The 14,588-nt window shown below is 69.3% G+C and carries 11 protein-coding genes and 1 pseudogene; 3 read left to right on the forward strand and 9 right to left on the reverse strand.

Features of this window, described 5'->3' with window-relative positions:
- Positions 1 to 143 precede the first annotated feature (143 nt).
- From cas2 to ASG59_RS21205, 9 genes and pseudogenes are all read right to left on the reverse strand, one after another.
- Positions 144 to 434, reverse strand: coding sequence for a CRISPR-associated endonuclease Cas2 (gene cas2 / locus ASG59_RS06370; protein ID WP_056407577.1), 291 nt, complete (start codon positions 432 to 434; stop codon positions 144 to 146).
- A 7-nt stretch (positions 435 to 441) separates the two neighbouring features.
- Positions 442 to 1,473: a type I-C CRISPR-associated endonuclease Cas1c gene (cas1c, locus tag ASG59_RS06375; RefSeq protein WP_347379672.1), complete on the reverse strand. Its 1,032-nt coding sequence runs from the start codon at positions 1,471 to 1,473 to the stop codon at positions 442 to 444.
- Between the two features lie 18 nt (positions 1,474 to 1,491).
- The gene (gene cas4 / locus ASG59_RS06380) at positions 1,492 to 2,232 is read right to left on the reverse strand and encodes a CRISPR-associated protein Cas4 (protein WP_244475650.1); all 741 of its coding nucleotides are present in this window, start codon (positions 2,230 to 2,232) and stop codon (positions 1,492 to 1,494) included.
- Between the two features lie 332 nt (positions 2,233 to 2,564).
- Positions 2,565 to 3,446: a type I-C CRISPR-associated protein Cas7/Csd2 gene (gene cas7c, locus ASG59_RS06385; RefSeq protein WP_056407582.1), complete on the reverse strand. Its 882-nt coding sequence runs from the start codon at positions 3,444 to 3,446 to the stop codon at positions 2,565 to 2,567.
- Between the two features lie 5 nt (positions 3,447 to 3,451).
- Complete coding sequence (cas8c, locus tag ASG59_RS06390) at positions 3,452 to 5,323, reverse strand: type I-C CRISPR-associated protein Cas8c/Csd1 (protein WP_056407584.1); 1,872 nt, start codon at positions 5,321 to 5,323, stop codon at positions 3,452 to 3,454.
- A complete protein-coding gene (cas5c, locus tag ASG59_RS06395) occupies positions 5,320 to 5,991 on the reverse strand; it encodes a type I-C CRISPR-associated protein Cas5c (protein WP_056407586.1) in 672 nt (223 codons plus the stop codon). The genes cas8c and cas5c overlap by 4 nt, the downstream gene beginning before the upstream one ends.
- Positions 5,992 to 6,161: 170 nt before the next feature.
- Complete coding sequence (locus ASG59_RS06400; protein WP_056407588.1) at positions 6,162 to 8,444, reverse strand: CRISPR-associated endonuclease Cas3''; 2,283 nt, start codon at positions 8,442 to 8,444, stop codon at positions 6,162 to 6,164.
- A gap of 258 nt (positions 8,445 to 8,702) precedes the next feature.
- On the reverse strand, positions 8,703 to 10,874 hold the full coding sequence (locus ASG59_RS06405; RefSeq protein ID WP_056407590.1) for a M10 family metallopeptidase C-terminal domain-containing protein: 2,172 nt from the start codon (positions 10,872 to 10,874) through the stop codon (positions 8,703 to 8,705).
- A 394-nt stretch (positions 10,875 to 11,268) separates the two neighbouring features.
- Positions 11,269 to 11,400 (reverse strand): annotated as a pseudogene (locus tag ASG59_RS21205) (IS5/IS1182 family transposase); the annotation flags it as partial.
- 252 nt (positions 11,401 to 11,652) lie between these two features.
- On the opposite strand from ASG59_RS21205, the gene ASG59_RS06410 reads away from it, so the two are divergent.
- The 3 genes from ASG59_RS06410 (at position 11,653) to ASG59_RS06420 (ending at position 14,170) form a co-directional block, all read left to right on the forward strand.
- Positions 11,653 to 12,252, forward strand: a complete 600-nt coding sequence (locus ASG59_RS06410) for a TadE/TadG family type IV pilus assembly protein (protein ID WP_056281919.1) — start codon at positions 11,653 to 11,655, stop codon at positions 12,250 to 12,252.
- Positions 12,246 to 12,920: a TadE/TadG family type IV pilus assembly protein gene (locus tag ASG59_RS06415; RefSeq protein ID WP_055881455.1), complete on the forward strand. Its 675-nt coding sequence runs from the start codon at positions 12,246 to 12,248 to the stop codon at positions 12,918 to 12,920. Before ASG59_RS06410 ends, ASG59_RS06415 begins: the two co-directional genes overlap by 7 nt.
- Before the next feature lie 161 nt (positions 12,921 to 13,081).
- Positions 13,082 to 14,170, forward strand: coding sequence for an HD domain-containing phosphohydrolase (locus tag ASG59_RS06420; RefSeq protein ID WP_056407592.1), 1,089 nt, complete (start codon positions 13,082 to 13,084; stop codon positions 14,168 to 14,170).
- Positions 14,171 to 14,588 lie beyond the last annotated feature (418 nt).

The following is a 14,588-nucleotide window of genomic DNA, read 5'->3' on the forward strand; positions in this document are numbered from 1 at the left end:
CGAACCGGCGGGCCGGGGCTCGACAGGTCGGGTGCGGCGATGCGCCGGGCGGCGCTAGTGCGTTGGCGGCAAGGGCTTTGTGGCTGGCGCGAACCGTCGGGCGGGCGGATGGGGGCTTGCGGTTCGCGCGGGCCACCGTGCGCTCAGAACAGCAGCGGGCCGTCGAGGTCGAGGGTGGGCTTGGCGCCGACATGCTCGATCCGGCGGCGGCCCTCGGCGCCGAGGCGGTAGAAGCGCAGGGAGTCGCGCTGGGGATCGATCTCGCCGATGAGCCGGGCGCGCAAGGCGGTCCATTGCGCCGGCTCGACCTCGCACTCGAACACCGAATTCTGCACTCGCTGACCGAAATCGAGACAGGCGCGGGCGACCCGGCGCAGGCGGCGGCGCCCGGCCGGGGTCTCGGTGTTCACGTCGTAGGCCGCCAGCATCAACACGGCGCGTTCACTTCCAGACGAAGGCGGGATAGCCGTCGAGGTCTCCGCGCAGATGCCGGGCCAGCATCTGGGCCTGGGCGTGGGCGACGAGGCCGAAGGGGATGGTTTCGTCGAGGAAGGGGTGGCGGATCTCCTCGCGCTTGCGCTCCTGCCAGGCCACCAGCACGCGCTTGCGCGCGTCGTCGGTGAGGCGCACGCCGCCGGCCTCCTCCATCACGAAGTCGTCGGCGGCCAGCTGGCGGCGGTTGACCAGGCTCAGCGCCAGGCGGTCGGCGAGGACGGGGCGCAGCTCCTCCATGAGGTCGAGGGCCAGGCTGGCGCGACCCGGCCGGTCGGCGTGCAGGAAGCCGACCTGCGGATCGAGGCCATGCGCTTCGAGGGCGGACCGGCAATCGTGCCCGAGCATGGCATAGAGGAAGGACAGCAGCGCGTTCATCCGGTCCAGCGGCGGCCGGCGCGAGCGGACGGCGAACCGGAAGGCGGGGTCCTCGACCCGGATCAGCATCGTGAACACGGCGAAGTAGACCGCGGCGGCCTCGCCCTCGACGCCGCGCAGCCCGTCCACGGTTTCGGTCGCGAGGGTGCGGCGGGCGATGTCGGTGAGTCGCCGCTCCGCCGCCGCGAGGCTCGCCACGCGCTCGGTGCCCAGGGTGGCGCCGTGGTCGCGCAACGCCCGGCGGATCACCGTGCGCTGGTTGGCCGCCTTGGCCGCCACGATGCCGCGGACGATGGGCACGGTCCGCGGCCCGTCGTCGGCCACCCGGTACTGGACCCGGCGGAGCAGGACGTTGCCGCTGCGCTGGCCCTCGACGCGGGCGAGGAAGCGACCGTTCGGATCGAGGTGGGAGACGGTGATGCCGGCCTCCGCGCAGGCGGCGAGCAGGGCCGGCGAGGCGCCGGCGCGTCCGAAGCTGACGAGGCCTTCCAGCATGTGCAGCGGCGCCCGGCCGCGCTCGGCCCCGGCGACCTCGACGACGAGATTCGCGCCGTCCTTGCGCAGCCACGCATCCTCGCTGGTGACATAGATGGTGTTGCGCATCCGTCGCATGGCGGCTCCTCACGGGTCGATCGGGCGATCCTCGATCTGGTGCGCGAGCCAGCGGGCGATGCGGGGAGGTTTCTCCAGGCGGTCGGGCCGGCACAGGTCCTGGAGCGAGCAGCGGCGGCAGGCGGGCGTCTTCACCGGCAGCGGCGTGCGGCCGGACGCGATCATGGCGCGGGCCTCCGCCGCGACGCGGGCGGTCAGCGCCCGCAGCGTCGCGTCGAAGACCACCGCCTGCCGGCGGCGGGTGACGCCGTAGAACAGCGCCCCCTCGGGGATCGTGGTGCCGAACGCCTCTTCCAGGCAGATGCCTTGCGCGCAGAGCTGCACCTCGTCGGCCCGGTGCGATTTGGGCTTGCCGCGCTTGTACTCGACGGGGAACGGCTGCGGCGGCCGCCCGCGGAACTCGACGGCATCCGCCTTGCCGGCGACGCCGAGTGCCAGCGAGCGCAGGGCGATGCCGCGGGCGACGCGCACGCCCGGCCGGCTTTCGCCCCCGCCGCCATCCACCCGCTCGTGCAGGATCTTTCCCTCGGCCGTGGCCGCATCCTCCGCCCACAGCCCCTCGATGTGGATCAGCGCGTTCTGGCGCGGGCAGAAGAGATGATGCTGGAGCGCCGAGAGCGGGATGAGGGCGTCTTCGGCACGGGACGTGTCGGAGCCGAGAGCCTGGTGATCGACTACGCTGCCTGAAGAGTGGGACGTAATGCTACTTCGGGTCTCAGCCGCAGCGGCTTCGTCATCAGGATAAGCCACATCCAGCCCCGCAACATCGTAAATGGCGACATCTCAAATCCTCCGCATCGTTCGACGCAGAAGCTCCCACGATTCTAAGAGACCGTCAACGCCCGAGTGGCATTCAGTCTTTTGAACGAAGATATGCTATCTGAACACTCGAAGCTGTCGCGATACGAGAAGGACTCGCGTATGCCTGCGAGGAGCCCGCTCCTGTCGCCCCCTCATGGGGGCGTGGATCGAAACAAAAGACTGGATGCCACAGAAACTGAGAGAGGGAGCGGGCTCACCCTTCAGTTTTGTGGAAACGATATCCGACGCTCGATGTCGGTAAACGCTAGCTGCCGCCGACATCAGATCAACCGATGCACGGTGATCCCCGCCGGTAGCTCCGCCTCGTCCACGCTCACGGCATAATCCGAAAACGCCCGCGGCGGCCCTTCGCCGCCGGACGCGCGGGCGACGCGCACCCGGTCGAGCAGCTTGTGGGCGGGTGCGTTGCCGAGGTCGCTCTCGTGCTCGAACACGACGAGGCCGCGGGCCGACATCTCGCCGCGGGCCGCCGCCCGGTCGTGGTCGAACATGTTGGTCAGCGCCTCCCACAGCAGGGAAAGGTCCTCCTCCGAGAAGCCGGTGCCCTTCTTCGGATCGTTGGCGAGGCGGCCGGAGACGAAGCCGTGGGCGCGGTAGAGGCCGTAGGGCACGATGTGCTTGCGGCCCATGGTCCGGTCGTTCACCAGTGCGTCCTTCTCGTTGGTGACGGAGGAGCGGGTGATCGTCACCTCCAGCGGCACGATCGGCGCCTCGGACAGCGCGAAGGTGAATTGCACGGGCCCCCGCACCTGGCCGGCGTTGACCTCGGTGGACATCACCGCGCCGAAGGTGCGGATGTCGAAGAAGTTGTCGCACATCCACTTCGTGAGGCCGCGGGCCTTCTCCTCCTCCTTGGGCAACTTCTTCGACTCAGATTTGAGGTCGAGGGCCGTGTAGGCGCGCATGTGCGCCCGGTTCAGGACCGCGCGTTCCTGCATGTAGATGTCGAAGCCCGGCGTCTCGCCCTTGGCCATGGCGACGTAGTTGCGGATCTTGCGCTTCAGGGCGACGTCGGTGACGAGGCCGCGCCCGGTCTCGGGGTCGAGCCGCGGCAGGTTGCCGGCGTCCGGGTCGCCGTTCGGATTGCCGTTCTTCACGTCGAACAGATAGACGAAGTCGTAGCGGTGCTGGATCGGGGCCATCGGGATCAATCCTGTTCGTCCGTGTCGGAGGCGGTCTCGGCGGTCTCGATGATCTCGTCCTTGACGCGGGGAATGCGCAGGTCCGCGTCCTGGTGGTAGTAGCCGACCACGAAGGCGCCCTGGTCCTCGGGCCTCAGCGTGGCGGAGAAGATGCCGGGGCTGGGAAAGCCCGCGAGGATCTCGCGCATCTCCGCCTCCAGCCGGTTGGCGCGCCCCTGGCGGTTGCGCTTGCGCGCGGCCGAGAGGTGGTCCTGCACGCCGCGCAGGAGCGAGGGAAAGACGTGGCGCGGCGTCGCCGAGGCCGAGCCGAAGAACTTGTCCTTCACGCCGGCATTCACCCGCCGGCCGAGGCCGGTGTATTGCGCGGCCTCGAGCACGGCGAAGAGCCGGCCGAGCCGATAGCCTTCGTTCGGTTCGTCACGGTTGAGCGACATCCAGCGGTCCTTCCAATCCGGGAGCGTGGGATCGGCGCGGTGCGCCGCCTCCCACGCCTTACGTTCGCGGCGGTTCAGCACCGCCTTGATCAGGGCGACGCGCAGGCCCGAGGCGTCATGCTCCGCCCGCATCCGCATCAGCGCCTGGGCCAGCAGCGCACCGGGATAGGGCGAGCCGGTGACGATCGCGCGCATCATCTCGCCGGCGAGGTGCACCAGGCCCTTGTCGATCTTGCGCAAGGGGGCGAGCTCGTAGAGCAGCGCCCAGACCGGAACCAGGCGCTCACGCGGCGCCGGCTCGATCCGCATGTCGGCCCAGTGCTCCTGGAACCGCTGCGCGAGGTCGCCCAGCGTGCCCTCGCGCCAGAACCGCACGGACAGGCGCGCCGCGTTCGGGCTCAGGCCCAGGAGGTAGACCTTGGTCTCCGGCTCGACGAGAAACGTCGCGTCGCCGATCCGTTCGCCGCGCTCGATCCGCCGCAGCACGTCGCGGATGGCCTGGGTCTCGGTCGCGTCGTCGACCGGTGGGTCCAGCAGGCCCCGCACGATCGCTTCGGCCTCCGCCGTGTCGGCCCAGAACACCACCGTGTCCTCGCCGAGCCTGATCCGGTTCGCCCAGACCGGATTGCCCTTTTTGTCCTTGCCGATCTGCTCGGAGACGAGGGCGTTGAGGGCGGACCCATAGGCCTCCGCCGCAGCCTCGGAGACGGGCGCGTTGAAGCCCTGGCTCCTGCCGAAGGAATTGAAGGCGTCGAGGTTGAAGGAGACCAGCGCGGCGCCAGAGGATTGTGCGCCCGGCACGCCCTTGATCGAGGGATGCAGCCGGGCGATCGGCGCCACCGCGCCCGTGACGAGGCAGAGCCCGGCCGCGCCGCCGGCCCGGGCCGCGGCCTCCCCGGCGAGGGCGGCGCGAACGGCCGGACGGTCGTGCAGGAACCGGGTCTCGCCCTCCAGCCGGAACGCGACGTTCTGGTCGAGCATCTCGGGCGCGTGGTCGAGGGCGTCGTAATCCGCCGGATCCCAGCGGCCGAGGAAGGCGAGCAGGGCCCGGCAACCGGCATCGTCGAGATCGGGATCGGCCAGAAGCGCCTCGTGCCGCAGCTTGAAGGCGGCGTGTTCCTGGGCACAGCGGGCGGCGTTCCGCGCCTGACGCTCTGGCGCTTCCCCGGGATCGACGGCCGTGCAGCCCAGGGCGTAGGAGGTCTTGTCCCAGAACGTCCCGCTGGCGACGCCGGCCGTGCGCTTGGGCGCCTGGGGCGCCATGACCTCCCTGACGATCCGCCCCTTGGCGTCGCGCGGCTCGGCCTGGACGGCCCTGACCTCCCCGGCGTCCGACAGCACAACCGTGTAGTGGATCTTGGCCGGCGCGAAGCCGGGGATCGGGGCGTGGCCCTCCGCCGCCATCCGGTCGTAGCGGGCGGCGAGCGCTGCGAGCAGCGTCATCGCGCGACCTCGGCCCCGTCGAGGGCGGGGACGTCGATGACGCCGTCCCGCATCCGCGCGCGGAAGAAGCGCGCCTCCAGGCCGGGATAATGATGGTCGAGAACCATCCAACCCAGGTCTCGCTCGCCCAGCAGGCTCGGGTCGGGCTCCGGCGTGTCGCCCTCCAGAAGTTCGAAGTCCGCGGCGAACTCCCGGGTTCCGAGGCAGGGCCGGGAGAAACACTGGCCCTTGCGCGCCCGGCGCCGGAACATGTCGAGGTGCTTGCCGACCGTCTCCTCCGGGGTGGCATGGCCCTTGGGCGAGAGGTCGAGCCGCGCCTCGATCACGTAGGCGACGTCGCGCAGCAGGGTGGCGGCGCGCTGCTGGCGCTCCTCCTCGACGTAGAGCGCGAGCCCTTCCGTCGATCCCGCCCGCATGGCGGAGGCGGCCTTGCCGGCAGAAGCGACGGCCCCGACCTCGTTGCGGCGCAGGGATTCGAAGCGGATCGGCTTGAGCACACGCAACCGCACGATGCGCCAGACGATGGCCGGCTTCCAATGGATCGCCTCGACGATGCCGCGCGCCGCGGATGGGGTGATCACGTCGTAGGAGACACGCTCGACCTTCATTTCCGGACGCGAGAACAGGGCGCGCGGACCCCAGACATGCAGGCGAATGCCTTGCGACATCGAACCCGTTTCCCCCTACAGCCCGACGATTCTCGGTCGTCGTCGCCGGCCCCGTCGCATCGGCCGACTCGACTTCAGGTTGCGTCGGCCAAGCTCGGCTGTCAACGCCCGTCTCGCCCGAGGCTGTCTCGGGGCGCCGCCGCATCCAAAAGGCGCGGCGCACGCGGCGGTCAGGCGATGATCGTGTCCGCCGCCGCCATGAAGAGCGGGTTCGACCAGTCGAGGCCCGTCTCCGGCTTGTACAGACCGCCGGTGACCAGTTCCATGAACTGGTCGCCGAAGTCCTTCTCCCGCACCGGGGCGACGTGCCCCTCGCGCAGCAGGTCCGCCCGGACACGCGCCGGCACGCCGACGGTGTAGCGCTGGAGCTTGCGCGCGATGAGCCCTAGCCGCTCCCGGCCGTAGGGGTTCTTCAGTTCGCCGAGCCAGTGACGGCTCGCCTCGTCGTCCGCCACGATGATGGGACGCATCACGCTGTCGATGAAGCGCATCCTCTCGGCGATGGTCGCGAAGGGAAAGTCGAAGCCCTTGGCGGAGGCGGCGCAGGTCTTGAGGATGTCGAACCGGTCGAGATCGTCGGGACCACCCTGGCGGTCGCCGCCGCGCTTCCAGTAGAGGGCCGCGAAATACGCCTCGATCGCCGCCGGCTCGAGGCATCGCGCGCCCTGCAGCCGCATGATTTCCTCGGCCGTCTCGATGTTGGTCAGGAGGTCCTTCGGGGACGTTCTCCCCGCGGCCTCGAACAGGAGCAGCGGGCTGTCGGCGGCGTCCCGGCGGCCCTCCCGGTTGAGCCGCCCCGCACTCTGCGCGATCTGGTCGAGTCCCGCCGGCGCCCGCATGACCAGCGGGAAGTCGACATCGACGCCGGCCTCGATCAGCGAGGTCGAGACCACCCGACACGGACGGCCGGCGCCGAGATCGGCCTTGATCCCGGCCAGCACCCGGCTGCGGTGTTCGGCATGCATCAGCGTCGAGAGGTGGCGCTTCCCCGCCAGGCCGTCGATCGCCGCGTAGAGGTCGCGGGCATGTTGGCGGGTGTTGACGATGCACAGGCCCTGCGGCGCCTGCGCGAAGCGGTCGGCCAGGGCCGCGTCGTCCTGCTCGCCGATCCTGTGCACGGTGACCCGGCGGAACGCCGCGAAGAGGTCGGGCACGTCCGGCGCCAGTTCCACGGTGTCGCGAAACCCGCCCTGGAAGGAGCGCTCTCCGTCCCGCTCCAGCACCGCCGGCTGGGTCGCCGTGCACAGCACCACCGAGGCGCCATAGTTGAGCGCCAGTTCCTTGAGCGCGGCGACGCAGGGCCGCAGCAGGTGCAGCGGCATGGTCTGGGCCTCGTCGAGGACGACCACGCTGCCCGCGATGGCGTGCAGCTTGCGGCACTGCGACGGCCTGTTCGAGAACAGGCTCTCGAAGAACTGCACCGCCGTCGTCACGACGATGCGGGCATCCCAGTTCTCCATGTCGAGGCGCAGCTTCTCCAGTCCCTGGCGCGCCTCGCCCCGCAGCTTGTCCTCGTCGAAGGCGCTGTGGTGCTCCAGAACCTCGCCGGCATGGTCTCGGAGCGCGCCGCGATAGACCTCGGCGGTCTGCTCGATGACCGAGGTGAAGGGGATGACAACGATCACCCGGTCGAGCCCGTGCGCCGCCGCATGGGCCAGCGCGAAGGCGAGCGAGGTCAGCGTCTTGCCGCCGCCGGTGGGGACGGTGAGCGTGAACACGCCCTTCGGCCCCGCGGCGCGGGACGTGGCATGGGCCAGGATCTCGGCACGGCGCCGGTTGACCGGCCGCTCGGCCGCGCCGGTCTCCTCCCGGGCACGGGCCGCCGCCCGGAGGGTCCGATCCAGGGCTGACCGAAGATCGGCGATGGAGGCGCCCGGCCCGCGCGCGACGACGCCCTGGTAGAAGCGCTCCGTGCAGAGGCGATCCGCATCGACCAGACAGGAGAACAGCATCCGCGTCAGGAAGGCCCATTGAAACCCGCTGAGCGGACCCGCGCCGCGTCCGTCCTCCGGCCGCAGGCCGGTGGGCGGCTCGGGCGTGCCGGGCAGCACGAACCCGTCCCGGACGGCCGCGTGACCCGCCAGGGCCAGCGCAAGGTCCGCCTCGCTGGCATCGAGCCGGCCGTCGCGGGCGAGGAGCCCGTCCTGGAGGCCGGCGTGGTGCCCCGCGATGACGTGCGCGAGAAGCAGCCCGAGGCGCCCGAGCCGGTGTTTGGCATACAGCGCGCCGGCGCTCGAATGCCCCTTGTCGGTCACTTTCGGGTCGTGGAGATAGGCCTGGAAGGCGGGTTTGTACTTCCCGAAATCATGCAGCAGGCCGGCGACGAGGCCGAGCGCAGCGGCCTGGAATTTCGAGGCCTTTCCGGCGGCGGCTTCACCGACTTCCCGCGCGTGGACCGGGAGAGGTTCCCACGCGGTGGTCGGGGCGCCTTCGAGGGAATGGGCATAAGACACAGCCAATGTCTCCGATCTCCCCGGTTTCCTTCTTCAGAACCAGCGATCGAGCGATAGCGTAACGTCGTCGCCGGATGATACGTGCGGTCAAGGATGGTGATCGCCCGCGTCCATGATGGCGGGGTTCGGGCGCCGGCGGTTTCGAAGGTCGTGCCAAAGCGGCCGTATCACCGAGCCTGCGCGGCGCCTGCGCGAAGCCGACATTAGCATCACGACGCGGTCGACCGGATTTTGTATGACTCCCGGTGAGGTCCTGTCTCAAAGCAGGACGTCGCTGGCAGTGAGGTTCTGGAGGCCGACCAGGTTGATGGCGAAGTCAGCCCGGGCATCGCCATCCCGATCGCCCTCGATCAGCGCCGCGCGATCGGATTGCGTGACCCGGATTTCACCCGCACTGCCGCTGAACGCCGCGGTGCCGACGAAGTGCAGGACGTTCGAATCTCCGGAGCCGAAATCGCGCAGGTCGATCACGTCGCCGTTCTGGAAATCCAGGATCGTATCCGCCTGGCTCCTGATCGATCCCGTGTCGCCCTTCAAGAAGACGAAGGTGTCGTTGCCGCTGCCGCCGGTGAGTTGGTCGCGGCCGCCGAGTCCAGCCAGCCAGTCGTTACCGGCGCCGCCGTTCAGCACGTTCGCCGCATCGTTGCCGACGAGGGTGTTGTCGAGCCCGTTGCCGGTTCCGGTCAGGGCGGCGGAGCCCTTCAGGGTGAGATCCTGGACCCACGCGCCCAGCGCGTAGCTGACCGAGGATTCGACGGAATCGTGCCCGCCGTTGCCGGCTTCCACCACCACGTCGCCGGTGTTGTCGACGACGTAGGTGTCGTCGCCCTTGCCGCCGATCATCCTGTCCGCGCCGACCCCGCCGTCGAGGTGATCGTTACCGGCGCCGCCGTTCAGCACATTCGCGGCGATGTTGCCGACGAGGGTGTTGTCGAGCCCGTTGCCGGTCCCGGTCAGGGCGGCGGAGCCCGTCAGGGTGAGATCCTGGACCCACGCGCCCAGCGCGTAGCTGATCGAGGATTCGACGGAATCGTGCCCGCCGTTGCCGGCTTCCACCACCACGTCGCCGATGTTGTCGACGACGTAGGTGTCGTCGCCCTTGCCGCCGATCATCCTGTCCGCGCCGGCCCCGCCGTCGAGGCGATCGGTGCCGGTGCTGCCGATGAGGATGTCGGCGCCCCCGCGACCGTCGAGGGTCCAGGCCGCACCGCTGGTGGCGGTCAGCCTGTCGGCCCCGGCGGTCCCCGTCAGGGTGGTGACCGGCGCCGGCGCCACGGTCGGTGCGAAGGCGTGCCGGCCGAAATCGTAGACCCCGTCGGCGAAGATCGCCTGCTCGACGTTCTGGAGCGTGTCGACGCCTTCCCCCGTGACGACGGCGACATCGCCTTCGAAGCGGACCGCGTAGGTCTCGAAGGCGCCGTGGTAGACGGCGCTGTCCCTGCCCGCTCCCCCGTCGAGCGTATCGTCGCCCGCTCCGCCATCGAGCCGGTCGTCGCCGGCGTTGCCTCGGAGCACGTCCATGCCGCCAAGACCCGTGAGCGTGTTGGCGGCGGCGTTGCCGATCAGGATGTCGTCGGCCCTGTTGCCCGTGGCGTTCTCGATCGTGACGCCATGCGCGATCGCATAGCCGCCCCGCAACGGCTCGGAGGTGGAGATCCAGCCGCCGCCGCCGATCTCGTTCTCGAGGGTGGCGGCGCGCAGGTCGATCTTGGCCCGGCTGGTGCCGGCGTACTCGATCGTGTCGGAGCCGCCGGTGTCCCAGATCGTCGTGTAGCCGCGGTTGACGTCGACATCGTCGCTGAAGCGATAGGTGTCGTTGCCGGCGTTGCGCGCGCGCGCTCCATAGAGGTGCTGGAGGGCGGCGATGTCGATGGCGCTGAAGGAGCCGGGCTGCGCGTTGACCGACGTGCCGGGATCGAAGGCGGCGGTGAACGGGTTGTCCTCCGCCAGGAACGACCACGTATAGCTCATCACCGTATTCAGTTGGGAGTTCAGGAAGGTCGTGCCCTGGTCGCCGGGTTCCTGGATGCCGGGCAGTTTCCCAAAGGTGCCGCCGTCCTCGTCATGGGAATGCTTCAGGCCGAGGGCGTGGCCGAACTCATGGAACCAGGTCAGGGAAAATGTTCCGAGCCGAACGGCTTGCGCTGACCCGGCCACGTCCACCTTGATCCCCACGGCGGTTCCGACGGAGGTCGTGCCCGCGGATGGCGTGCCGGACTCGCCGCCGCCGCCCAGGTCCAGCCTGAACATGATGTTGGCCGGCTCGTCCGTCTCGCGGAACGTGAGGGCGGTGAAGGTTTCGACGTTGGCCACCACCTCACGGTGGAAGGGTTTCCAGTCACCCTCGTCGAAATCGTCGATCCCGTTCGCGTTGATGTCGCCGAACTTGAAACCGATCGTGACCTCGGACCCAGACCAGGCTTGCCCCATCAGCAAGCCGTTGACGACAGCATTTCCGGACGGCGGAGCCGCGATACCCACTGAAGACATAGGAAAACCTTGGAATGATTTGTATTATTTGCGGTTTTGTAGTTCTATCATAGATTCGCTACGGTGATATAGCCTCAATCAGATAATACAATTTCCGTCTTAGTCAGACTTAAATAGGGACCTAATAAATCATCGAAGATAATATGTCCCCCTATTTTGGGTTTACGGATGCACAATCGACCTTGATGGAGAATTTTATCTATTTGGGCTCGGGATCCGCGACCGGCCACCGACTGTCGCGGATCCCGCGTCCGCCCTGTCCAAGCAAAAAGCTCCAAGCAAAAAGCTGCATCCCTGTTTGCCCGCCGCCGGGCATGCGTGGTGTGTCACGCCGGGCATCGGCCCAACGCCCGCCCGACGTCGAGACGCGGACGATCCCACCGAACCCGCGCCGATCGTCGACGCGCTCCTTGCCCCGCGGCTCCTTCGGCAGGCGCGAAGCGATCCCTTCGGACCGCTTCTCCATCACCCGGGAAGAGTCGCGAACGTGCCCGCCAAACCAACCCGATGCCTCCCGAGCCCCGCCGGGGGGCCCACGGTACGAACCCTTGCGCACCCACCCAACACGTCTCCGACGACGAAGCCGGGGCGCCGCTGTGGAGATTCCGGCCATCGGCCGGCGTCGTTTCGGCCACGTCCGGCCTCTTCGTAAGACAATGCGAAGATTCCCTGTCGTAGCCTATCGCCAAGGCGGTGTTGCCGGGAGGAATCGACGGAGGTGAGCGAGGTCGTAACGCTCACGGCGACCACGCCGCTCGAGGGGCCGTCGTGGGGCGAGCACGGCCGGGTCGTGTCGCGGTTCGCCGGCGACGCGGGCGGCGCCACCGCTATCGAATTCGCCTTCGTCGTCTTCCCGCTGCTGACGCTCCTGCTCCTCGTCCTCGAAGTCGGCCTCGTCTATTGGACCGGGGCGGTGCTCGACAACGGCGTCCAGGCGACGGCCAGGACGTTCTACACCGACACCGGCGCCAGTGCCGCCTCGATGGTGGACACGGTTCGCACCGGCATCTGCGAGCGCGCGAGCGGGCTCATCAACTGCGACCGCCTCAAGGTCGATCTCAGCTATTACGCGGACTTCTCGGCCGTCACCGCACCCAGTCCCGTCGATCCGGCTACCAAGACCTGGCGGACCGGGTTCGGCACCGCCCACGGCTGCACCGAGGACAGCCGGATCGTGGTGGTGCGCGCCGCCCTCGCCCAGCAGAGCGTCCACAACGCCATCGCGGGCCTCGCCACCTTCTCGGACGGCAGCCGGCTGATCCAGTCGACCATGGTCGTCACCCTCGGGCGCCGGTCCACCGGGCTCACCGGATGCTGAGCCGCGCGATCCTGCGCGCCGCCCTGGCGGGATGGCTCCGGCGTCGCACCGGTCCCGGCCGGGGCCTGCGGCGGCGTTTCGCAGGCGACGAGGACGGCCTCGCCATCCTCGAATTCGCGCTGATCCTGCCGGTCCTGCTCATGACCTACATCGGGACGATCGAGGTCTCGAACATGATGGGCACCTTGCGCAAGCTCGACCTCTTCACCCAGACCGTGGGCGACTTCGCCGGGAGCGTCGCCGTGGCCAGCCGGGCGGAGATCGACGGCATGTTCGCGGCCTCGAAGGTGGTCGTGCAGCCCCTGGACGATTCCGGCATCACCATCGTCGTCAGCGCGGTGGGCGTCCTCGGCACTGTCCCATCGGGGGTCATGCGGGTGTGTTCGAGCGTCGCCGGTGCCAATGCGACGGCCCGGCCGGTGGGAGACACGCCGGCGGTCGCCCTGCCCGCGGACCAGCGGGTCGGCGGCGCGCGCATGCTCCTGGTCGAGACCCGCATGCCCTATCGGCCCATCGCCGGCTCGACCTTCACCGCCCTGTTCGGGCAGGTCCTGAGCAACATCGTCTTCTCGCGGCAGATCTACTGGCCGGTCCGCGTGGGCCTGCGCTACCACAGCCAGGCCCCCGAAGTGGTCCTGCCCGGCGGCGGCCCCTGCCCGGCCTCCTGAGGGCACGGGACGTCGGCTTCCCTCCGCGCGGGTATTCGCGGCCGGTCATCAACCGGCCATCAACCTTTCCGTGGCACGACGGAGGACCCGCCCGCCTCGGGTGTCCCCTGGCCGGGACGCCCACCGGGGCCGACGCCCGACGTCAGGGAGCCCCTGTGCCGATGATCGCGCTCATCCTCGACGACGCCGTCCTGAACAACGTCCTGATGGCCGAGGCCATCCGGTCGATACCCGATTGCGTCCCGAGGGATTTTACGGACCCGTTCGCGGCCCTGGCCTTCGTCGAGGCGCACGGGGCCGAGATCGGCATCGCGATCACCGACTACGACATGCCGGGGATGAACGGCGTCGGCTTCGTCAAGGCCGTGCGGCAGGTGCCGGGGTTCGCGCATGTGCCCATCGTCATGGTGACGAGCATGGACCAGCGCGCCCTGCGCCGCGAGGCGCTGGAGGCCGGGGCCACCGACTTCCTGGCCAAGCCCTTCGAGGCCTTCGAGGTCCGCGCCCGCGTCGCCAACCTGCTCGAACTGAACCGGGCGCGACTGGAACAGGTCGACCGGGCCGCCTGGCTCGACCGCGAGGTCCGCGCCGCTACCGCCACCATCGAGGCGCGCGAGCGCGAGATCGTGACGATGCTCATGAAGGCCGCCGAGCACCGCGACACCGAAACCGGCAACCACGTCGCGCGGGTGGCGAGCTACGTCGCCCTCATCGCCCGGGGGCTCGGCTTCGACGAGGCGCAGGCCCGTCAGCTCAGCCTCGCCTCCACCATGCACGACGTCGGCAAGATCAGCGTCCCCGATGCGATCCTGCTCAAGCCGGGGCCGCTGACGCCGGTGGAGAGGGCGGAGATGGAGCTCCACGCCGACCGCGGCCGGCGCATCCTCGAGGGCAGTTCCTCGCGCATGGTCCAGATCGCCGCCGAGATCGCCGGCACCCACCACGAGCGCTGGGACGGCACCGGCTACCCCTGGGGCCTGCGCGGCGAGGCCATCCCCCTCAGCGGCCGGATCGTCGCCGTCGCCGACGTGTTCGACGCCCTCACCTCGGCACGGCCCTACAAGGCGGCCTGGCCGCGCGAGGAGGCCCTCGCCTTCCTGTCGGAGCAGGCCGGCCGGCACTTCGACCCGCGCTGCGTGGCGGCCCTGCTGGCGACGATCGATGCGACCGACGGCTCCCTCGATCCGGCCGAACGGGCCGAGGAAAGCCGGTCGCGCATGGCGCTGGCCCGTCCCCCGGATGCGGCCTGAGACGGTTTCCACTCGAATCAAGCGGGACCCGTATCACCGAGCCCGGGTGGCGCCTGAGCGAAGCCCATGTCCGCATCACGACGTGATCAACCGGATATGGTCAGACGCGAACGCTCCGTCGTTTCGGTCGCCGCTTTCCGCCGGTCGCGGTGCTGGAGGCGATGTTGCCGCGCTGATGACATCGCTCCGGTGACATCGCCAAGCCATGGCAAATATCCGGTTACGCTAACGATTTGTTCGTCTTTCGGGAAATCCTCGAAAAATCGACCTTTGTCTTCACGGAATCGCAGAACGTTTCGGCGCTACCTCGTCTCCATAAGGAGTGCGTGGAATGATCCGTTGGTTGAGGGACGCGGCCGGTAATCGCGACGGCGGCGTGATGCTGATCTTCGCGCTTTCGCTGCCGATCCTGCTGGCC

This window comes from Methylobacterium sp. Leaf466 (assembly GCF_001425565.1).
Lineage (GTDB): Bacteria > Pseudomonadota > Alphaproteobacteria > Rhizobiales > Beijerinckiaceae > Methylobacterium.

Coding starts and splice junctions, on each gene's coding strand:
- cas5c (WP_056407586.1), bottom strand. CDS start 5,991: ATGTCGCAAGGCATTCGCCTGCATGTCTGGGGTCCGCGCGCCCTGTTC.
- cas1c (WP_347379672.1), bottom strand. CDS start 1,473: ATGCGCAACACCATCTATGTCACCAGCGAGGATGCGTGGCTGCGCAAG.
- ASG59_RS06405 (WP_056407590.1), bottom strand. CDS start 10,874: ATGGGGCAAGCCTGGTCTGGGTCCGAGGTCACGATCGGTTTCAAGTTC.
- ASG59_RS06420 (WP_056407592.1), top strand. CDS start 13,082: ATGATCGCGCTCATCCTCGACGACGCCGTCCTGAACAACGTCCTGATG.
- cas7c (WP_056407582.1), bottom strand. CDS start 3,446: ATGGCCCCGATCCAGCACCGCTACGACTTCGTCTATCTGTTCGACGTG.
- ASG59_RS06415 (WP_055881455.1), top strand. CDS start 12,246: ATGCTGAGCCGCGCGATCCTGCGCGCCGCCCTGGCGGGATGGCTCCGG.
- cas8c (WP_056407584.1), bottom strand. CDS start 5,323: ATGACGCTGCTCGCAGCGCTCGCCGCCCGCTACGACCGGATGGCGGCG.